The organism is Serratia sp. GW822-FHT06E05, from assembly GCF_058799445.1.
Map to the genome: position 1 here is coordinate 107,597 of NZ_JBXALM010000004.1, position 19,918 is coordinate 127,514.

At 57.5% G+C, this 19,918-nt stretch carries 16 protein-coding genes; 7 read left to right on the forward strand and 9 right to left on the reverse strand.

The window, feature by feature from the left end; all coding sequences use genetic code 11:
• Positions 1–217: 217 nt before the first annotated feature.
• The 4 genes from AC1RKC_RS12565 (at position 218) to selB (ending at position 4,806) form a co-directional block, all read left to right on the forward strand.
• Positions 218–865 carry a DcrB/PsbP domain-containing protein gene (locus AC1RKC_RS12565; protein WP_493092590.1) on the forward strand — a complete coding sequence of 216 codons (648 nt, stop codon included), beginning with the start codon at positions 218–220 and terminating at the stop codon, positions 863–865.
• A 33-nt stretch (positions 866–898) separates the two neighbouring features.
• Positions 899–1,504, forward strand: a complete 606-nt coding sequence (locus AC1RKC_RS12570; protein ID WP_116691495.1) for a glutathione S-transferase — start codon at positions 899–901, stop codon at positions 1,502–1,504.
• Positions 1,505–1,570: 66 nt separating this feature from the next.
• Complete coding sequence (selA, locus tag AC1RKC_RS12575) at positions 1,571–2,962, forward strand: L-seryl-tRNA(Sec) selenium transferase (protein WP_493092589.1); 1,392 nt, start codon at positions 1,571–1,573, stop codon at positions 2,960–2,962.
• Positions 2,959–4,806 carry a selenocysteine-specific translation elongation factor gene (gene selB, locus AC1RKC_RS12580; protein ID WP_493092588.1) on the forward strand — a complete coding sequence of 616 codons (1,848 nt, stop codon included), beginning with the start codon at positions 2,959–2,961 and terminating at the stop codon, positions 4,804–4,806. Before selA ends, selB begins: the two co-directional genes overlap by 4 nt.
• A 451-nt stretch (positions 4,807–5,257) precedes the next feature.
• Here the strand turns inward: selB and AC1RKC_RS12585 are convergent, their stop codons facing one another.
• Positions 5,258–6,505 (reverse strand): MFS transporter, encoded by a 1,248-nt coding sequence (locus tag AC1RKC_RS12585; protein WP_128864800.1) that lies wholly within the window; start codon positions 6,503–6,505, stop codon positions 5,258–5,260.
• 219 nt (positions 6,506–6,724) lie between these two features.
• Between AC1RKC_RS12585 and AC1RKC_RS12590 the strand changes: the two genes are divergently transcribed.
• Positions 6,725–7,717, forward strand: coding sequence for an acyltransferase (locus tag AC1RKC_RS12590; protein WP_493092587.1), 993 nt, complete (start codon positions 6,725–6,727; stop codon positions 7,715–7,717).
• Here the strand turns inward: AC1RKC_RS12590 and AC1RKC_RS12595 are convergent.
• From AC1RKC_RS12595 to AC1RKC_RS12625, 7 genes are all read right to left on the reverse strand, one after another.
• Positions 7,712–8,635: a GlxA family transcriptional regulator gene (locus AC1RKC_RS12595; RefSeq protein WP_020824688.1), complete on the reverse strand. Its 924-nt coding sequence runs from the start codon at positions 8,633–8,635 to the stop codon at positions 7,712–7,714. The genes AC1RKC_RS12590 and AC1RKC_RS12595 overlap by 6 nt on opposite strands.
• A gap of 2 nt (positions 8,636–8,637) precedes the next feature.
• Complete coding sequence (locus tag AC1RKC_RS12600; protein WP_493092586.1) at positions 8,638–9,189, reverse strand: cysteine hydrolase family protein; 552 nt, start codon at positions 9,187–9,189, stop codon at positions 8,638–8,640.
• 99 nt (positions 9,190–9,288) lie between these two features.
• Positions 9,289–10,683, reverse strand: a complete 1,395-nt coding sequence (locus AC1RKC_RS12605; RefSeq protein ID WP_187962097.1) for an amidohydrolase family protein — start codon at positions 10,681–10,683, stop codon at positions 9,289–9,291.
• Between the two features lie 146 nt (positions 10,684–10,829).
• Entirely contained in the window at positions 10,830–12,281 is a 1,452-nt protein-coding gene (gene xylB / locus AC1RKC_RS12610) for a xylulokinase (RefSeq protein WP_392457600.1), read from the reverse strand.
• 42 nt (positions 12,282–12,323) lie between these two features.
• Positions 12,324–13,640 (reverse strand): xylose isomerase, encoded by a 1,317-nt coding sequence (gene xylA, locus AC1RKC_RS12615; RefSeq protein ID WP_046374803.1) that lies wholly within the window; start codon positions 13,638–13,640, stop codon positions 12,324–12,326.
• A gap of 11 nt (positions 13,641–13,651) precedes the next feature.
• Positions 13,652–15,103: a Na+/H+ antiporter NhaC gene (gene nhaC, locus AC1RKC_RS12620; RefSeq protein WP_116691489.1), complete on the reverse strand. Its 1,452-nt coding sequence runs from the start codon at positions 15,101–15,103 to the stop codon at positions 13,652–13,654.
• A gap of 6 nt (positions 15,104–15,109) precedes the next feature.
• Positions 15,110–16,288, reverse strand: coding sequence for a MalY/PatB family protein (locus tag AC1RKC_RS12625; RefSeq protein WP_493092585.1), 1,179 nt, complete (start codon positions 16,286–16,288; stop codon positions 15,110–15,112).
• 204 nt (positions 16,289–16,492) lie between these two features.
• Between AC1RKC_RS12625 and xylR the strand changes: the two genes are divergently transcribed.
• Positions 16,493–17,671 carry a D-xylose utilization transcriptional activator XylR gene (gene xylR, locus AC1RKC_RS12630; protein ID WP_493092584.1) on the forward strand — a complete coding sequence of 393 codons (1,179 nt, stop codon included), beginning with the start codon at positions 16,493–16,495 and terminating at the stop codon, positions 17,669–17,671.
• Positions 17,672–17,705: 34 nt separating this feature from the next.
• Here xylR and AC1RKC_RS12635 read toward each other — a convergent pair whose 3' ends face one another.
• Complete coding sequence (locus tag AC1RKC_RS12635) at positions 17,706–18,560, reverse strand: LysR family transcriptional regulator (RefSeq protein WP_020824698.1); 855 nt, start codon at positions 18,558–18,560, stop codon at positions 17,706–17,708.
• A gap of 126 nt (positions 18,561–18,686) precedes the next feature.
• On the opposite strand from AC1RKC_RS12635, the gene AC1RKC_RS12640 reads away from it, so the two are divergent.
• Positions 18,687–19,886: a cyanate transporter gene (locus tag AC1RKC_RS12640; protein ID WP_020824699.1), complete on the forward strand. Its 1,200-nt coding sequence runs from the start codon at positions 18,687–18,689 to the stop codon at positions 19,884–19,886.
• Positions 19,887–19,918: the final 32 nt, after the last annotated feature.

Genomic DNA, 19,918 nt, shown 5'->3' on the forward strand with positions numbered 1-19,918 from the left:
CGGGCTGCGACATTTTAACCTTGGGCAGTGCTCGGCCTCCTCACGTACTGCGTGTACGCTCCGGGGCCTGCGCGCTGTCCGCACTCAAACTGTCCTTGCCCGCTACGCCTTTAAGGCCGTAAATACCATTAATTTCGGACGGGGATTCTGGCATTCGCCCGGGCGAGTTGCTACGTTTACGCAATGACGCGCGAAGCGAAAGGAAAAGGGACAGACGATGTTGAAGACCATTGCGAAATTCACTGCGGTTGCTGTTTTAGCGGCAGGGCTGGCAGCCTGTGACAACAAGGACGATACCAAGCCGGAGATACCGAAGCCGGATCCCAAACCGACCGTCACGCAGCCTGCACCGCCACCGCCGGCGGTCGACACCCCGCCAGCGACGCCCCCGGGGCTGAAAGTCTCGATGCAAAAGGGCAAGATCACCTTTGAATTGCCGCCGGGCTTTAGCGATCAGACTGAGAACAGCGGCATCGTCAACGACAGCCAGTCCACCATTCAGCGCTTCCTCGACGGGAAATCACGCCAGAGCACCGTCTCTTCCGAAGTGATCCCGCCTGACGGCATGAAGCTCAACGGCAGCGATAAAATGCTCAAGGACCTGACGCAGAGCATGCTCACCGAACTGGCCGATCGCTATCAAAATATTCGGACCACCAAAGAAGAGAATTTCACCGTCGGCAAGCAGAAGTTCCATCGGCTGGATACCGAGCAGAGCGTCAGCGGGCAGAAGGTGGTGTCTACCATCATGTTGACGGTGTTCAACAAGCGGGTGGTGACGTTGCAGATGCTGTCGCCGGCCAAAACGCCGGAGGCGCACCAGGCGCTGGTCCAGAAGATTATCGACACGCTGGCGGTGCAATAACAACGTTGTGGTTTGCAAGCGAGGGGAAGACTGATGAAGCTTATTGGCAGTTACACCAGCCCTTTTGTCCGCAAGATTTCCGTGATGCTGCTGGAAAAGGGGATGGCGTTCGAATTCGTTAACGATCCGCCGTATGAACCGGGCAGCCGGGTGGTTGAGCTGAACCCCTTGGCCAAAGTGCCGGTGCTGGTGGCCGATGATGGCGCCGTATTTTACGACTCGCGGGTGATTGCCGAATACCTCGAAATGTTGTCCGTGGCCCCGGCTTTTTTGCCTGTCGAACGCGCCGCCGCGTTGCGCATACGCCAGGTGGAAGCCCTGGCCGATGGCGTGACGGAAGCTGCCGCCACGCTGTTTCGCGAGAGCAAACGGGCGTCGGAAAAACAGGACGAAAACTGGATCTTGCGCCAGCGAGACAAGCTGACGCACGGACTGGATGCGCTGGAAAAACTGGCGCAGGAAAAAACGTTGCTCAATGCCGAAGCGCTGACGCTGGCGGATATTGCTACCGGTTGTGCGCTGGGCTACCTGAATTTCCGCCGGATCATGCCCAACTGGTGCGTCGAGCGACCGGCGCTGATCAAGCTGGCCGAGCGGCTGTTTGCCCGTGAAAGCTTTGCCCGCACCTTGCCCCCCTGATTTCCCTCACCCCGCTGCGGCGGGGTTTTACTTGATGCGAGACCTCCACACTGAAACCGAGCGACCATGAGCACTGAATCCCAGCTTCTTTACAGCCAGTTACCCGCCATCGATCGCCTGTTGCGCGATCCCGCTATCGAACCGCTGGTTACGCAGCACGGACAAACGCTGATTGGCGAGTTACTGCGTCAATTGCAACTGCAGGCGCGTGAATCCATTAAACACCACCAAAGGTTACCCGACTGGTGCGGTGACTGGGCACAGGCGCTCAGCGCGGAGCTGGAGCAATGGCAGCGTCCGGCATTGGCTCCGGTATTCAACCTCAGCGGCACCGTGCTGCACACCAACCTTGGCCGGGCCCTGCTGGCGCAGCCGGTGATAGAAGCGGTGACGAGTTCCATGGGCGCGGCGGTAACGCTGGAATACGATCTGGACGGTGCCGGTCGTGGTCACCGCGATCGCGCGGTAGCGGATTTATTATGCCAATTGACCGGCGCGGAAGACGCCTGCATCGTCAACAACAATGCGGCTGCGGTGCTGCTGATGCTGGCGGCGATTGCCCCCGGCAAGCAGGTGGTGGTGTCGCGTGGCGAACTGGTGGAAATTGGCGGTGCGTTCCGCATCCCTGACGTGATGCGCCAGGCCGGTTGCCAACTGGTTGAGGTCGGCACGACCAACCGCACCCACCTGAAAGATTACCGCAGCGCGATTAACGAACAGACCGGGCTGCTGATGAAGGTGCATACCAGCAATTACAGCATCCAGGGTTTTACCGCCGCGGTGGAAGAAGCCGAACTGGCGCAGCTCGGCGCAGAGCATGGCCTGCCTACCGCCACCGATCTGGGCAGCGGCTCATTGATTGATATGGCGCAATACGGTCTGCCGGCGGAACCCATGCCGCAGCGGTTGCTCGCCGCCGGAGTAGATTTGGTGACGTTCTCCGGCGACAAGCTGCTCGGCGGCCCGCAGGCCGGCATCATCGTCGGCAAAAAGGCGCTGATCGCCAAGCTGCAGCAACACCCTCTGAAGCGTGCGCTACGCGTTGGCAAACTGACGCTGGCGGCGCTGGAAGCGACTTTACGACTCTATCAACAGCCCGAACTGTTGGCACAACAGCTGCCGACGCTACGGCTATTGACCCGCCCGCAGCAGGCGATGCAGGGTTCTGCCGAACGTCTGTTGCAGGTGCTGGCGCCACAGTTTGCCGGGCATTTCCAACTGCGTGCCGAACCCTGCTGGTCGCAGATTGGCAGCGGTTCGTTGCCGGTCGATCGGCTGCCCAGCTATGCGCTGACCTTTGCGCCGCTCGATGGCCGTGGCGCAACGTTGGAAGCGTTGGCAGAACGCTGGCGTCGGCTGCCGCAGCCGGTGATCGGCCGAATTAACGACGGCAGGCTGTGGCTCGATCTGCGCTGTCTGGAGCAGGAAGACGCGCTGATTGAGGCCCTGAGAGAATGATTATTGCTACCGCCGGCCATGTCGATCATGGCAAAACTACCCTGCTGCAAGCGATCTCCGGGATCAATGCGGATCGCCTGCCGGAAGAAAAACGCCGTGGCATGACCATAGATCTGGGTTATGCCTACTGGCCGCAGCCCGATGGCCGGGTGTTGGGCTTTATCGACGTGCCGGGACACGAGAAATTCCTCGCCAATATGCTGGCGGGCGTTGGTGGCATCGACCATGCCTTGCTGGTGGTGGCCTGCGACGATGGCGTGATGGCGCAAACGCGCGAGCACCTGGCGATACTGCGATTGAGCGGGCGTCCGGCGCTGACTGTGGCCTTGACCAAAGCCGATCGGGTGGATGAAACGCGTGTCGAAGAGGTTCGACAGCAGCTTGACGAGGAGCTGACGCGCCAGGGTTGGCAACAGGCACCGGTGTTTGTCACCGCCGCGCCGCAGTCGCAGGGAATCGACGCACTGCGCGCGCATTTGCTGGCGCTGCGGCCTGACGAACATGCGGTAACGCGCCGCTTCCGCCTGGCGGTGGATCGCGCGTTCAGCGTGAAAGGCGCTGGTTTGGTAGTGACCGGTACCGCACTGGGTGGCCAGGTAGCGGTAGGCGACACGCTGTGGCTGACCGGTGCCGACGCGCCGGTGCGGGTTCGTGGTTTGCACGCGCAAAACCAACCGGTTGAGCAAGCGCAGGCTGGACAGCGTATTGCGTTGAATATTAGCGGTGACGTCAGCAAAGATCAGGTCGCACGTGGCGATTGGTTGCTGGCGCAAAAGCCCCCGATCGCCGCCGAGCGAATTCTGGTGGCGTTGGATAAGGATTTGCCGATAAAGCACTGGCAGCCGCTGCATTTACATCATGCCGCCAGCCATATTACCGGGCGAGTTTCGTTGCTCAGTGATGGGCTGGCGGAACTGATCCTTGACCGTCCGCTATGGCTGGCCGAAAACGATCGGCTGGTGCTGCGCGATATTGGCGCACGCCAAACCCTGGGCGGCGCAAGGGTGCTGAGCTTGACGACGCCCAAACGGGGTAAGCGCCAACCCGAGTATTTGGCCTGGCTGGCGGCGCTGGCACAGGCCGACGATGACTGTCAGGTGCTGGCGCTGCATTTGCCCAAGGGCGCGCTGGATCTGGCGGCCTTTGCCTGGGCACGACAACTGACCGAGAAACCGTTGGCGAAGTTGTTGGCGAGTCATGAATTGCTGATTGCCGGTGATAGGGCGTTGGCGCAGGAGAATGCACAGCTGGATCAACAGCGTCTGCTACAGGTGTTGGCCGAGTATCATCAGCAGCATGCCGATCAGCTCGGCCTGGGGCGTGCGCGCCTGCGGCGCATGGCTGTGCCGCAACTGTCTGAGGCGCTGACATTTATGATGATCGATCGGCTGCTGGCTGCCGGTTTACTTAGCAATACGCGCGGGTGGCTGCACCTGCCGGAGCACGGTTTGGCGTTCAGCGCCGAAGAGCAAATCCTGTGGGCCCGTATTGAGCCGTTGTTCGGTGACGAAGCCTGGTGGGTGCGCGATCTGGCTGCCGAATTGGGCGAGGACGAGGCATGGGTGCGGACCACGCTGCGTAAAGCCGCTCAGTTGGGCCATGTCACGGCAGTGGTGGTGGATCGTTACTACCTAAGCCAACGGATAGAACAATTCGCCGCGTTGATCCGTGAACTGGATGAAACGCAGGGCAGTGCCAACGCCGCCGATTTTCGTGACCGGCTCGGCGTGGGGCGTAAACTGGCCATTCAGGTGCTGGAGTTTTTCGACCGCAGCGGATTTACCCGCCGCAAGGGCAACCAACACCTGTTGCGCGACAGCGGACTCTATACCCGTCATACCTGAAGCTGCCTCTGCGTTGGCTGCCAGCACTCACCCCAGTCACTTACTTGAGTAAGCTCCTGGGGACTCATGCTCTTGCCGCGTTACTCGGCAAAGCTTCGCCCCGTTGGGGCCAGCGCAAGCGCTGTTCAACAAAGCCGCGGCTTTGTTGTGATGCAACTCCAATTATTTTGGGTATAGCCGTGTGTTTTGATTAAGTCGCGAGGTCATCAGGATGAATACTGAAGGTTTATCACCACTGCCCATAAGAAAGATGATGAAAAGTATGCCGGGTTTGTGCGAGAGAAAGAACAGAGTGACGTTGAACAGATGAATTTTATCAGCCATGAGGCGGTACTGGCATGGGCTATAAGTTTGAGAACTGATTCATCTGACTGATAGGGTTAAATCCAGTGTAAATCTTGAAACACGGAAAGAGATATCGTCTCTTCCCGTGTCGTTAGCTCGGCGCTTGTTATAACGCAGCGTTAGGCGTCGGTGTTGCATCGCCGCTGCGGCGTTTGCTGAGGAACAGCGCCACCAGTGCCAGCCAGCACAGGCCACTGAGCAGGTTGAACAGATTGAACAGCCCGCTGCCGCCCCACACGTAAGCCACTTTAGCCAGCTCGATACCGACGGTGAACACCATCATGCTCAACATGCCCATGGTGGCGGAGACCGTGCCTTTGCTGACGTTGCTTGAGAACAGCGTCAAACGGTACAGCCCGGCGTTGGCCAGCCCGATGCCGAAAGCGTACAGGCTGAGACCCGCAGTCATCCACAGATAGGCATGGCTGGAGAATATCGTCGCCAGCGCCGCGATCAGCAAACCCAGCATCATCGGCCCGGCACCCAATTTGATCAGGCGCGGGACGCTGTTCTTGCCGGTGAGACGTGCCAGCGTCAGGTTGCCGAGGATCAGCGCACCGAACACCGGAATTTGCAGCAGACCGTAATCCAGCGTCGACAGCGACTCGCCGCTGATCAGGATCACCGGCGATTGGGCAATCCAGGCCAGCAGCGGCAGGCTGGCGAAACCGATGGCCAGCGCGCCGCAGATAAAGCGGCGGTTGGACAATACCTGACGATAGTCGCGCCACAGGTTGGCGGCCGAGAATTTCTCACCCTGCAGCGAAGCCGTCTCCGGCATGGCTTTCCACAGGCCGTAAAAGGCAAACGCAGCCAGTGCGGCGAACAGTACGAACATGCTCTGCCACGGCGCGACGTGGATCAGCGCGGCACCGGCCAACGGCCCCAGCAGCGGGGCAATCAGCGCCACGTTGGCCATCAGCGCGGTGATTTTGATGCACACCGACTCTTCAAACGACTCCTGGATGGTGGCGTAACCCACTGCGCCGATAAAGCACAGGCCAATCCCCTGCAGGAAACGCATAAAGATAAACTGTTCGATGCTGGTCACCAGCAAAATAGCCAGACAGGCGACGATAAAAAACGCCACGCCGGCCAGCATGACCGGGCGACGCCCGCGCCGATCCGACAACGGCCCCAGCAGCCATTGCAGGAAAATACCGCCCGCCAGATAGGCGGTCATTGAGGTTGGCACCCACTCTTCTCCGGCGTTGAAATCGGCCACTACCGCCAACATGCCAGGTTGGATCATATCGTTGCCGATATAGGTGGCAAATTCGAACAGCACCAGACAAAGCGGGAATAAAAGCGCCTGTCGACCCAAGCGAGCCGCAGGTGGTAAAGTAGTTTTCATATTTATCGTACTGAAAGTAAAGAAGAAATAAGGAACTGCCAGGGCGGGAAGCGCAATCTGAGCGAGTTGTGGCGGCTATTTTGCCGCCAATTGTTCACCTTAGCAACGATAAGGTGTTGTTTCAGCACATTCTGATATTCGCCGTCAGGGTTGCCACCCACACTTTCGCTCTATAACCTTATTTTAACAAATCAAGATGACAATATTGCGGGCGATCTTTTGAGCAATAAAATTGGCTGGATAGATAACTTGCGCGCAGTGGCGTGCATGATGGTGGTGATGATCCACGCCACCACCTACTACGTCATCAGCGGGGTGGCGGTGGGCGAACATAACTGGGACATCGCTAACGTACTGAACTCACTGTCGCGCGTTTCGGTACCCCTGTTTTTCATGATTTCCGGCTACCTGTTTTTCGGCGAGAAAAGCGCCGGCAAAAAGCATTTCATCCGCATTGGTTGCTGTATTGCGTTTTACAGCGCGGTCGCGCTGATTTATATCGCGGCGTTTACCAAAATCGGTTTCTGGCCGTCGCTGCGCGGCATATTGTTAAAGCCGGTGTTCTACCATCTGTGGTTCTTCTATGCGATCGCGGTGATTTATCTGCTGTCGCCGCTGATCAACGTCAAGCCGGTATCACGCCGCTATCTGGCCGGCGTGCTGGTGATCCTGGCGGTGGTTGCCAATCCCAATACCAGCTCAATGACCCTGGGTAACGTTCATCTGCTGCCGGTCAATCTGTATATCTATGGGGACACCTTTTACTACCTGCTGTACGCGTTGGCCGGCCGGGCGATTGGCATGATGGACACCCAGGGGCGAGGTATCAGTTGGCTGGCGATATTGGGGTTTGTGGCTAGCGTGGCGTTGATCGTTCAGGGCACCAAAAGCCAGATGTTCATCAACGGTAACTTTGCCGATATTTATTACATCTACTGTGGGCCGCTGGTGTTTATCGCGGCGGTATCCCTGGTGGTATGGTTTAAAAATTGTCTGCCCGAGCCTATTAGCTGGTTGGGCATTTTTTCCCGACATTCGCTGGCAATCTACGGTTTTCACGCCATTATCGTCAATTTTATGCGCAGCCGTCACCTGACGCTGACCGCCCATCCGTTACTGGATATCTTCTGGGTATTTGGCGTGGCGTTGGCGCTCAGCCTGCTGTTGTCGATGGGGCTGCAGAAAATAGACTCTCGGCGGCTGGTGTCATAACGCGGTCGAGCCGCGCTGCTGGGCACGCCGCAGTTGACGACCGGAGGAAAACCCCGCCGCCAGCGCCGCTTTTTCCAGCCCATAACCCTGTTGTAGCCGCTGCTGCGCCACCGCCAGCCGCAGCTGTTCATGGTATTCACGCACGCTGATGCCGACGTGGCTACGGAACAGCCTGGCCAGATGGCGGCTGCTGACATGGGCCTTTTCCGCCACCTGCGGCACCGACCATTCGGCCTCGGGTTCGGCGGCCATCACGTCTTGCGCACGGTGCACCGCCGGGTGCAGATGGTTGCGGTAACGCAGCCAAGGGGAGAGCTGCGGATCATCGCCGGAACGGCGAAAATACACCACCATTTCACGGGCAATCTCCATTGCCCGTATTGCACCGCATTGGCGGTTAATCAAATGCAGCGCCAGATCGATACCGGCGGTAATGCCGGCGCTGGTGTATAGGTTGCGGTCTTCAACAAAGATACGGTTCTCTTTCACCTGCGCGGCCGGGGCCTGCTGACGCATGCGTTCGATCACATCATGGTGGGTGGTGCACTGATAGCCGTCGAGTAGCCCGGCCTGCGCCGCCAGCAGGGCGCCGGAGCAGATACAGACCAGCGTGATGCGCTGCTGCCGCAAATCGGGTTGCAGCGCCGCCAGCCAGTGGCGGGCCTGTTCGGCCGCCTGATGGTCGAAATCGCTGCGTGAATCGCGTGCGCCTGGCACCACCACAATAGCGCCGTCTTCCAGTCGGGCGGGCAGCGGCTGCAGCTGGCTCAACGTCATGCCAATCGAGCAGGTGATCTGCGGCAGTGGGCTGATGTAGCGCAGGCTGAATGCCCCGGCCAAACGCAGGGTTTCGGCCGGGCCGCTGACGTCCAGCGATAGCGCGTTGGGCAACATCAAAAAATAGACGGCCTGCGGCATGATTACTCCTGTGAGAGTTGCGCCAGCACTTCATCCACGCTGGCGAGCTGGGCGAAGCGGTCGACCAGCACCGTCTCAGTATGCCGCTTGAGCTGTTCGGTGGTAAAGACTTCTCCATTGGGATGCTGCATCGGGAAAGTCATCGTGGCCTCGGTGACGAAAGTCACCCGATAACCGAGATCGGACGCCACCCGGGTGGTGGTTTCGCAGCACTGTTCGGTGCGGATGCCGGAGATAATCAAGTGATCGATATCCCGTTGGCGCAGCCAGGCGTCCAGACCGGATTCGGTCAGTGCATTGTGCACCTGTTTATGAACGGTGACGTCTGCCTGATGGTTGAGGAACGGCAGCGGTTTTACCCAGCCGGATGCCAGCGAAAACGGCCCCTCCGGTGATACGTGGAAAACATCAACCAAGGCTACGCCCTGCCGGCGACAGCCTTCGAGCAGCCGTGTCAGTGCCTGCTGGAAAGCGGGCAGATCTTCTTCCTGCCAGAATGGGCGATGCTGGAATGATTGTTGAACATCGATGATCAATAACGCGCTCTGTGACATTTTCGGCCCTCCGCCAATGGGTATGACGCCATACTGCGCCGTTACTTTGTCTGGCAGAAGGCCAAAAACGGCCATCATGGTGACATCAACGGACCAGCATCAGGCTTTGCCGACCTGGCCAGCGACCAGCCGCCCCTGATGGAAAGTGGCCGTGCGCGCCGGCAGGCGTGCCACCGCCTCGGCGGAGCAACTGGCGTTGACCAGTACAAACTCTGCGTTGTCCCCGGCCTGCGGCCAGACGCGTTGGCCTTTGTCGTTCAGCGGCAGCACGCCACCGGTCGAGATTGCCATAGCACGGGAGAGGTGGAATTCGTCGGAGCCGCGGTAAAGTTGGGCGTAAAGGTTGGCTTTTTCCAGAATGTCACCGCTGCCGAACGGTGACCAATGGTCGATCACGCTGTCGGTTCCGGTCATCACAAATACCCCTTTTTCACTGAGCTGCGGCAGCGGCATCATCAGCCCGCCAATCGGCACCGTAGAGGCGATGGTGATTTGCTGCGCCGCCAGCCGGCTAGCGGTTTCCTCCAGTTCATTCGGGTTCAGCACGGTCAGGGCAAACGCATGGCTGATGGTGACTTTACCGCGCAGCGCCGGGTTCTTTTCTACGGTGGCGATCATGTAGTTGATTGCCGCTACGCCAGCGGGGCTGGTTTCATGCAGGTGGATATCGACGCCTTTGCCGGTGTCGAGTGCAATCTGGAACATCGCATCCAGCGACTTCTCCATGGCGCCGTCAACGTTGGTCGGATCCAGTCCGCCGACGTATTGCACCCCCATTTGCATGGCCTCGCGCATCAAGCCGTCGACTTTGGAATGCAGCAGGCCATGCTGCGGGAAGGCGACGATTTCACAGCTGAAGTCCGCCCGGTGGTTTTCCAGCGCACGTTGCAGGTGTTCCAGGCTTTTCAGCCCGCTGACCGGATCGATATTGCAGTGGCTGCGTGCCACGGTGCTGCCTTTCGATTGCAGCAAGGCGATCAGGTTTTCCGCACGCTGCTGCGAGGTGGGCAACAGCTTGGGGATCAAGGTCTGTTCGAGCGCGATCATGTCCATGATGGTTTTGCCCTGACGTGGGCGCGGTGCCTGCCATGGGCCGCTGTAGAAGGTTTTATCCAGATGGATATGCATGTCGCGAAATGCCGGCAGCAGCAGTTGGCCCTGCGCCTGATAGCGCGCTACCCCGGCGGGAGGCGTTGCTTCTTTCGGGTGAACTGCGGCAATTTTTCCGTCTTTGATTTCAAGCTGATACAGCGCGGTGCGGGTGCCGATCACCGTCTCGCCATCGTACTCAAAACCGTCTTCCAGTCGAACGTCGCTCAGCCAGTAGTGGCTGTCGGTCAGGGTCATAGGTGTGCTCTCTGGTATACATGCGCTGCTCGCTGGCGCGGCGGCTTGCGCCACGCCCCCCGTCAGGCCAATGACTGCACAGGCGGTGGTGAGCTTGCCGGTTTGGCTGAGGAAAGCTCTGCGGCTTTGTTGTTGGTTTTTTTCCACGTTCAATTCCTTAATCCAGAGGTGAGGTGCGTCAAAAGACAGCCACCAATTTAGGAGAGGAGCGCGTGGGTTGGCAGTGACATTTGCCACTGGCGACTATTCGATTTGGCAATAATAAGGGGGCGCTGTTTGGCCCCCTTTCGGTTTTACATCAACGGTAACAGACGGGAATAGAGCTCGCGGAAGGTGCTGCGCAGCGCGGTGTACTGCTGGTGGCGCTCGGCATCCGGGGTATGTACCTGTTCCAGCGGCAATTCAGGCAACAATTCAGCCAGTGAGCGCTGCGGGTTCAGGGCAATCTGAGCCAAGCGAGCCGCCCCCAGCGCCGGGCCAACATCGCCGCCGGTGCGGTATTCCAGCCGCTGGCCGCTGATATCCGCCAGCATTTGTCGCCAGAAGGGGCTGCGCGCGCCGCCGCCAATCAGGGTGATACTGGACGGCTGCAGACCGCTGGCGTGCAGTACGTCCATGCCATCAGCCAGGGCGAAACCAACCCCTTCCAGCACGGCGCGCGCCAGGTCGGTTGGCCCATGCTGGTGAGTCAGGCCCCAGAATGCGCCTTTGGCGTTAGGATTGTTGTGCGGCGTACGCTCGCCGGACAGATAGGGCAGGAACCACAGCGGCGCTGCCGCCGGCGGCGCCTGTTCGACATTGCGCAGTAGGGTAGCGACGTCCTCGACGTTGGTAAGTTTGCACACCCAGTCCAGGCAGGATGCGGCGCTGAGCGTGACCGACATCAGGTGCCAGGTGTCGGGCAACGCATGGCAGAAACTGTGTACCGCGCTGGCCGGGTTACTGAGAAAACCGTCGCTGACGGCAAAATAAACGCCGGAGGTGCCGAGTGACAACATCGCCTGCCCCGGCTGATACAGGCCTACGCCGATCGCCCCGGCGGCATTATCACCGCCGCCGGCCACCACCGGCACTGGCGACATGCCCCAACGTTTGGCCAGTTCAATATGGGTCTGGCCGGTGATCTGATTGCCTTCGAACAGCTGTGGCATCTGGCGGCGAGTCAGGCTGCATGCCGCCAGCATCTCCTCGCTCCAGTCGCGCCGCGCCACGTTCAGCCAGCCGGTTCCTGCGGCGTCCGACATGTCGCTGGCGAATTCGCCGGTGAGGCACCAGCGCAGGTAATCCTTGGGCAGCAGGACTTTATCTATACGTTTGAACAGCTCGGGCTCATGCTGCCGTACCCACAGCAGTTTGGGGGCGGTAAAGCCCGGCATCATCAGGTTGCCAGTGATTTGCCGCGACTGCGGCACCGCCTGTTCCAGCGCCAGACACTGTGCGGCGCTTCTGCCGTCGTTCCACAAAATCGCCGGGCGCAGCACCTGCTGACGTGCATCCAACAGCGTGGCACCGTGCATCTGACCGCTGAGCCCAATGGCTTTTACCTGCTGCAGGCTGTGTTGTTTGCCCAGCGCCAGCATCGCGCGGTCGGTGGCGTGCCACCAGTCCTGCGGGGCCTGCTCTGACCATAGGGGATGAGGACGGGAAATGGGCAGCGATTCACCGTGGCTGGCGAGCAATTGGCCCTGCTCGCTGAGCAAAATAACTTTTACGCCGGAAGTGCCGAGATCGATGCCGATATACATGGTTGAGGATCCTTAAAGGCGCGGCGTGTGCCGCGCGATCGGTTAGCCGAACAGATAGCGGTTCATCAGGTTTTCGAGCTGTTCCTGACGGCCGCTGACGTGCTGCGGCGCCAGTGCATGGCCTTCAGCGTACTGCGCCAAGGCTTCGAGCGACAGTTTGCCCTGCAAAATTTGCTGGCCCAATTCACCATTCCAGCCGGCATAGCGTTTCGCTACCTGCTGATGCAACTGGCCGTCAGTCACCATTTTTGCCGCGACCTTCAGTGCCAGTGCCATAGTATCCATGGCGCCAATATGACCATAGAACAGATCGTACTTGTCGGTGCTTTGACGGCGGACTTTGGCATCGAAGTTCAACCCACCGGTGGTGAATCCCCCGGCGTTGAGAATTTCGAACATCACCAGCGCGTTCTCTTCTACGCTGATCGGGAATTGGTCGGTATCCCAGCCCAGCTGAGGGTCACCCCGGTTGGCATCGACAGAGCCGAAAATGCCCAGCGCAATGGCGGTGGCGATTTCATGGTGGAACGAATGGCCTGCCAGCGTGGCGTGGTTGGCTTCGATATTCACCTTGATCTCTTTTTCCAGGCCGAACTGCTTAAGGAAACCATAGACGGTGGCGACGTCGTAGTCGTACTGATGTTTGGTCGGTTCCTGCGGTTTGGGCTCAATCAGCAGGGTGCCCTGGAAACCGGTTTTGTGTTTATGCTCCACCACCATCTGCATAAAGCGGCCAATTTGCTCACGTTCCTGGCGCAAATCGGTATTAAGCAAGGTCTCATAGCCTTCACGCCCGCCCCACAGCACGTAGTTTTCACCGCCCAGGCGCTGGGTGGCGTTCATGGCGGTGAATACCTGGGTGGCTGCCCAACTGAAGATTTCCGGATCCGGGTTGGTGGCGGCCCCAGCGCCATAACGCGGATGGGTAAAACAGTTGGCGGTGCCCCACAGCAGTTTCACGCCGCTGCTGTGCTGCTTTTCTTCCAGCACGTCGGTCATTACCGCAAAGTTGTGCAGATACTCTTTCAGCGAGGCACCTTCCGGTGAGACGTCTACGTCATGGAAGCAGTAGTAAGGTACGTTCAGCTTGTGGAAGAACTCGAACGCCACGTCGGCTTTGCGTTTGGCCAGCGCCAGCGCGTCGCCCGGCTGCTGCCAGGGACGATCGAAGGCACCGACGCCGAACATGTCCGCGCCGTTCCAGCAGAAGGTATGCCAGTAACAGGCGGCGAAACGCAGATGTTCCGCCATGCGCTTGCCAAGCACCAGTTCATCCGGATTGTAGTGATGAAAGGCCAGGGGGTTATTGCTGGCTGGGCCTTCGTAGCGCACTTGCTCAAGCTGATCAAAATATGACATTCGGGGCTTCCTTATTTGAGGTTATCGGCGGTTTGGGCCAGCAACTGCTGCTGTTCTTCTTTTTTCAGCCGGGCGATACCGAATCCGGTAAATCCCCACAGCGTGGCAAAAAATATCCCGCTCCAGCACAGCACTGCCCACGGCAGATAGCTGAGTGTGGCGACACCGAGTGTGCCTGCCATGTATGCGCCTGCGGCGGTCCAGGGCAGAATAGGTTCAAAGATTGTTGCGGAGTCTTCCACCGTTCGGCTCAGATTCTTCGGGTGCAGACCGCGCTCGATATAGGCATTACGCAGCATTTCAATAGGGATCAGAATGGATATTTGCCCGTTGCAGGTGACGCTGATCATGGTCAGGCCACAGGCCAGTGTTGCCAGGATCATGGTGCCAGTGGAGTGCACCAATTTAAGCAGTGCGTGGACAATCACTTCCAGTGCACCACTCAGTGCCAGCGTGCCTGCAAAAGAAAGGGCACAAAAGCAGATCAGCAGCGTGCTCATCATGGAATTCATGCCACCGCGGTTCAGCAGATTACTCAGTACAGGGTTGATATCTTGATTACCCACCATCGACACGTTAAAGCCGTCGACTGCGCTTTTGACGACATCATGAAAGGCAAATCCTTGAATAAATGAGGCATTGGCCATGGCTACCAGCGCTGAAACCAGCATGATAGGGATAGTCGGTTTTTTGGTGATTGAGCCATAGAGCACAATGGCTACGGGTAACAACAACAACAGATTAAAATGGTAGATCCCGGCCAGGCCAGAGGTAATCAACAAGACCTTGTCTGGAATGGCGGCGCCTGCGAGATCGCCTGACATGCCATAAAAGAACATCACAGCGGCGGAAAGAATGAGTGATGGCAGGGTGGTGTACAGCAGATGGCCAATATGTTCGTACAAATCGACCTGTGCCGCCATGGCCGCGAGGTTAGTATCGCCAGACAGCGGTGAGAGTTTATCGCCAAAGTATGCGCCTGCAACAACGGCTCCTGCAGTAGCGGCCAGGTTTGCATCCATACCTATGGCGACGCCCATAAACGCGACGCCCACGGTACCTGCTGAACCCCAGGAAGTGCCAGTGCAAACGGACACAACTGAAGTGACCAGCAGTGCGGTGACGTACAGCATCGCCGGGTTGATCAGTTTTAGGCCGTAATAAATCATCAGCGGAATCGTGCCACCCGCCATCCACGTACCAATCAGCAAACCTACGCTGATGAGAATCAGCAAGGCGGGCATTGTTTTGGCTATTTTTTGTGAGATAGATACGAGAATATCGTTGTAGCTGTGACCGAGGCGTTTAACCAATAGTGCAGCAATCACGGTAGACAGTACCATCAGAGGTTCTGGCGGTAGGTCAAAAGCGGCGTAGCCAATACCCAACAACAGCACCATGGTAACGATCGGCAGCAGGGATTCAGTCAGCGTCGGTGCGCGTGGTTTTATTATATTATTCATGGGGTACTACTCCTGGTGTGCGTAGGGGGAAGTACTGATGATTCGTTCTAATGCTTCAGCCAGCGTATCTCGTGGCGTGGCAATATTGATTCTGAAAAAGCCTATTCCCGACTCGCCAAACCCCGAGCCCCAGCTCATTTCGACGCCGGCAAGGTTAAGGAACCAGTGCTTTAGTTGATCTTCGCTGAGGTGACTTGCTTGGTAATTCACCCAGAGCATGTATGTTCCCGTGCTGCGGGTAACCACCCAGTCAGGGAAATGTTTACTTAGCATGTTGATTACCCATGCGCGGTTATCGGCAAGGTAGTTTTTTAAGGCGAATAGCCAGTCATCACAGTCGCGGTAAACGCTTAAAAAGGCTGGGACGGCGTAGTATCCGGGGTTGTGAATCCCCGCAGCTTCGAGACAATGTATAAATTTTTGACGGTGTTGTTTATTGGCAATAATAATGTTGGCAACTTCAAGACCAGCCATGTTAAATGTTTTTGCCGGAGAGGTGCAGATAAAAGAATTTTGCTCAACGTAGGAGCTAACGGATGAAATTACCTGGTGCTGGTGATGACTAAAAATGAAATCAGAATGAACATCATCTGAAATAATAAAGACGTGATGTTTCTCGGCCAACTGTGCGATTTTTATTAATGATTCTTTTTCCCAAACGGTGCCCGTTGGATTATGGGGTGATAATAAAATAAAACAGCGCGCATGTTTAAATTTATTCTCAAGGTCATCGAAGTCGATGGTATAGCACCCATGATGATAGCGTAGCTCGCTTTCCAACAGTTTACGCTGATTCAGTACGACACTGTGGCTGATGGGATGATATGCTGGCGCCAGGCTGACGATGCTATCTCCCGGCGCAGTAAAATTCTGGATGTACAGAGATACGGCCTGTATGACTCGCGGGCAAAAGACCACGTGCTCAGCATTGATATGCCAGTGGCAATGACGTTGCATCCATTGCGTGACGGTTTCTCCCCAATTTTCGCTCAGTAATGTATAGCCATAAATTCCTTTGTTTGTGAATTCATTAAGTAAATTGATTGTTTTATTCGGTAGTGGAATATCCATGTCGGCAACGGAAAGGGGAATTAATGGCATGGGTAATGCATCGCTTGTGCTTTCCCACTTGGCGCTATGAGTTCCTTTGCGTGATATTTTATTATTAAAGTTATAGTTATCCATCACACGACCTCACCTTGACGTTTGTCATTATTGTGGTGCTACGATAGCGCTAATGCATCAGGGTGTTTATTCCGGGTTTTACTTTTGCTGTTATGAAAAATGACTTACGTGATATTGCTCACAAGTAAAGCAAAGGATTAACGTCGAAATGGCCATTCGTGTTGTATATGGACGCAAAGAGCTCAAACGTGGAGTGGGGTAGATATGTTCGATAAGCGCTATCGGATTACGCTGCTATTCAACGCTAACAAAGTGTACGACCGTCAGGTGGTAGAAGGTGTGGGCGAGTATTTGCAGGCGTCGCAGTGTGACTGGGATATTTTTATTGAAGAGGATTTTCGCTGCCGTATCGACAATATTAAAGACTGGCTGGGTGATGGCGTCATTGCTGATTTTGACGATGTAGAGATTGAGCGACTACTGCAAAATGTCACTGTGCCTATCGTCGGCGTGGGGGGCTCTTACCATCGCGATGATGAATACCCACCGGTGCACTACATTGCTACCGACAACCACTCCTTGGTCGCGGCGGCCTTCACTCACTTGAAAGAAAAGGGCATTAATCGTTTTGCTTTCTACGGATTGCCAAGCGAAGGTGGAAAACAATGGGCGAAGGAGCGTGAATACGCCTTCAAGGCGTTGGTGGCTGCCGAACAATATCAAGGAGTTATCTATCAGGGAATGGCCACGTCGCCAGACAATTGGCAATATGCACAAAACCGGTTGGCGGACTGGGTACAGACGCTGCCGCAGCAGACCGGCATCATCGCCGTGACTGATGCCCGGGCACGCCATCTGCTGCAGGTTTGCGAACATCTGGATATCGCTGTGCCAGAAAAACTGTGCGTGATTGGTATCGATAATGAGGAACTTACGCGTTATCTTTCGCGGGTGGCATTGTCTTCGGTCGCACAGGGTACCCGCCAGATGGGCTATCGTGCCGCGAAATTGCTGCATCAACTGCTCAATGGGCAGGTACTGCCATTACAGCGCATTTTGGTTCCCCCAATAAAAGTCATTGAACGGCGTTCTACAGACTTTCGCTCTTTGCGCGATCCCGCAGTGATTCATGCTATGCATTATATACGCCACCATGCTTGCCAAGGTATTAAGGTAGAGCAAGTATTGGATGCTGTGGGTATATCGCGTTCTAACCTGGAAAAACGTTTCAAGGATGAACTGAACCAGACAATTCACCATGTAATCCACGAAGAGAAGCTCGATCGTTCCCGTAATTTACTCACGGCGACGTCGCTACCTATTGCTGAAATTTCGCAGATGTGCGGCTACCCCTCACTGCAGTATTTTTACTCGGTATTCAAGAAGGGTTACGACATGACGCCGAAGGATTACCGCGAGCGTTACGGTGAGGTCGGGTATTAGGCCGGGTGCATTCGCGATGGCCACACAGCTGTCTTTACACCAACCCGCAAAATGCCTTCAGCCGTTCGGCCAGTGCCGGGGTGGCGGCGGGGGCACCGTCGCGGTAATACAGCGCCAGTTCGATGCTGTCGATCGGCGGTAACCCTTCGGCGATGCCGAGCACCCGGTGGCTGGGCAAGCGACAGCTCGCTGGCAACAGCGTGACGCCTAACCCGGCGGCGGATGCGGCGGTGAGAGCCGCCAGACTGGCACTGCTGTAGCCGATGCGCCAGCGCTTGCCAAGGTTATCCAGCGCCTGGCACAGGTCATCGCGGTATAGGCCATTGAGCGGGAACACCGCCAGCGGTACCGGGGATTGTTCGATGGCCGGAAAGGCCAGGCTATCCAGCCACAGTAGCGGCTCCGGCCTGGCGGCGCGCGGAGGTTGACTACGACGCTGTTTCACCAGGATCAGGTCCAGTTCTTCACGGGCATAGGCGCTGTGCAGATCGGCGCTCAGGCCGCTGGTGACGTCCAGCCGCAGGTGCGGGTGCGCCCGGCTGAATTCCGCCAGCAGTTCAGTAGTCGGTGCTGCGAAATCCTCCGGCATCCCCAACCGCAGTACGCCGTCGCGCCAGATACCGGTCAGGGCGTCATGTGCCTCTTCATTCAGCGCGATGATCCGCCGCGCATAGCTCAACAGTTTGACGCCTTCCTCGGTCAGTAATACCTGATGAGAGGAGCGCTCAAATAGCGGTTTACCGAGCATCTCCTCCAACCGACGCACCTGCTGGCTGACGGTGGACTGCGATAAAAATACCCGGTCCGCGGCGCGGGTGAAGCTACCGCTGTCGCACACGGCGACAAAGCTGAGCAATAACTGCGGATTGAACATCGGGTAGCGATTCATTTTCCCACTGCTGGCTATTTTATTATTTAATTTCCCAATACTAGCGGCGTTGCCTAGAGTAATGCAACGCTGCGGCGTACAGGTTGTGACGTCGCACTCTTCACCCCGGAAGTTCAGGAATAGACCGTGTTAAATCATTTTATTGCTCCCCCTTTCTTACGCCGCTGGTTCAATCCCCTGTTGTGGGTACTGGTGCTGATTGGCTTGAATATGCGGCCGTTGCTGACGTCTATTGGCCCGCTGTTGCCGACGCTGCGCCAGGCTACCGGGCTGAGTTTTGGCGGCGCGGCCCTGCTGACTACCTTGCCGGTGTTGATGATGGGGCTGATGGCGTTGGCTGGCGGTGCCATCAACCGTTTGTTCAGTGAACGCACCAGCGTTGTCCTGAGTTTGCTGGCCATTGGCCTGGGTGCTGCCTGGCGCGAGCTGGCACCGGGCAGCACGCAGTTGATGTTGAGTGCAGTGCTGGGCGGGCTGGGAATTGGCGTTATCCAGGCGGTGATGCCCGGTATTATCAAGCATCATTTTCTCAAGCAGATGGCGTTGGTGGCCGGACTGTGGTCGGCGGCGCTGATGGGCGGCGGTGGGCTGGGGGCGGCGATTACTCCCTGGCTGATGAGTGTTGGCCATGACTGGCATAGCGCGCTGGCCTGGTGGGCAGCACCGGCGCTGGTGGCGTTGATCGCCTGGTGGCCCGTCAGCCGAGGCTTGGCACGCCTGACGCCGTCCGGTACTGCTCGCGGACCGAGTTTATGGTGCAGCCGTCGCGCCTGGTTGCTCGGTGCCTATTTCGGTTTGATTAATGGCGGCTACACCAGCCTGATCGCCTGGCTCCCCCCTTATTACATGCAGCTCGGCTGGCAGCCGCAGGCCAGTGGATCGCTATTGGCGCTGATGACCTTCGGCCAGGTAGTGGGGGCGCTGCTGTTGCCCGCCTTGGCGCGCGCTACGGACCGCCGTCCGCTGTTGTTGCTGGCGCTGATCATGCAGTTGGCAGGTTTCATCGGCCTTATCTACCTGCCGCAAACGCTGCCTTGGCTGTGGGTACTGCTTTCCGGCCTGGGGCTGGGCGGTGCGTTCCCGCTGTGCCTGGTGCTGGCGCTCGACCATATTCCGCACCCGGCGGCGGCGGGGCGACTGGTGGCGTTTATGCAGGGTATCGGCTTCCTGCTGGCGGGTACGACGCCGTATATTTCCGGCCTGTTGCGTGATTACAGCGGTGGCTTTGTGCTCGATTGGCAAATTCACGCACTGCTGGTGGTGGTGCTTATCGCCATCACCTGGTGCTTCCATCCGCACAGCTACCGGCGAGCGTTCGCCGAATAATATTTCTGTCATTGCGGCTCCCTATAGTGACG

What these genes read in the sequence shown, in the direction of transcription:
- AC1RKC_RS12565 (WP_493092590.1), top strand. Translation starts at nt 218, where the DNA reads ATGTTGAAGACCATTGCGAAATTCACTGCGGTTGCTGTTTTAGCGGCA.
- AC1RKC_RS12570 (WP_116691495.1), top strand. Translation starts at nt 899, where the DNA reads ATGAAGCTTATTGGCAGTTACACCAGCCCTTTTGTCCGCAAGATTTCC.
- selA (WP_493092589.1), top strand. Translation starts at nt 1,571, where the DNA reads ATGAGCACTGAATCCCAGCTTCTTTACAGCCAGTTACCCGCCATCGAT.
- selB (WP_493092588.1), top strand. Translation starts at nt 2,959, where the DNA reads ATGATTATTGCTACCGCCGGCCATGTCGATCATGGCAAAACTACCCTG.
- AC1RKC_RS12585 (WP_128864800.1), bottom strand. Translation starts at nt 6,505, where the DNA reads ATGAAAACTACTTTACCACCTGCGGCTCGCTTGGGTCGACAGGCGCTT.
- AC1RKC_RS12595 (WP_020824688.1), bottom strand. Translation starts at nt 8,635, where the DNA reads ATGCCGCAGGCCGTCTATTTTTTGATGTTGCCCAACGCGCTATCGCTG.
- AC1RKC_RS12600 (WP_493092586.1), bottom strand. Translation starts at nt 9,189, where the DNA reads ATGTCACAGAGCGCGTTATTGATCATCGATGTTCAACAATCATTCCAG.
- xylB (WP_392457600.1), bottom strand. Translation starts at nt 12,281, where the DNA reads ATGTATATCGGCATCGATCTCGGCACTTCCGGCGTAAAAGTTATTTTG.
- xylA (WP_046374803.1), bottom strand. Translation starts at nt 13,640, where the DNA reads ATGTCATATTTTGATCAGCTTGAGCAAGTGCGCTACGAAGGCCCAGCC.
- nhaC (WP_116691489.1), bottom strand. Translation starts at nt 15,103, where the DNA reads ATGAATAATATAATAAAACCACGCGCACCGACGCTGACTGAATCCCTG.
- AC1RKC_RS12625 (WP_493092585.1), bottom strand. Translation starts at nt 16,288, where the DNA reads ATGGATAACTATAACTTTAATAATAAAATATCACGCAAAGGAACTCAT.
- xylR (WP_493092584.1), top strand. Translation starts at nt 16,493, where the DNA reads ATGTTCGATAAGCGCTATCGGATTACGCTGCTATTCAACGCTAACAAA.
- AC1RKC_RS12635 (WP_020824698.1), bottom strand. Translation starts at nt 18,560, where the DNA reads ATGAATCGCTACCCGATGTTCAATCCGCAGTTATTGCTCAGCTTTGTC.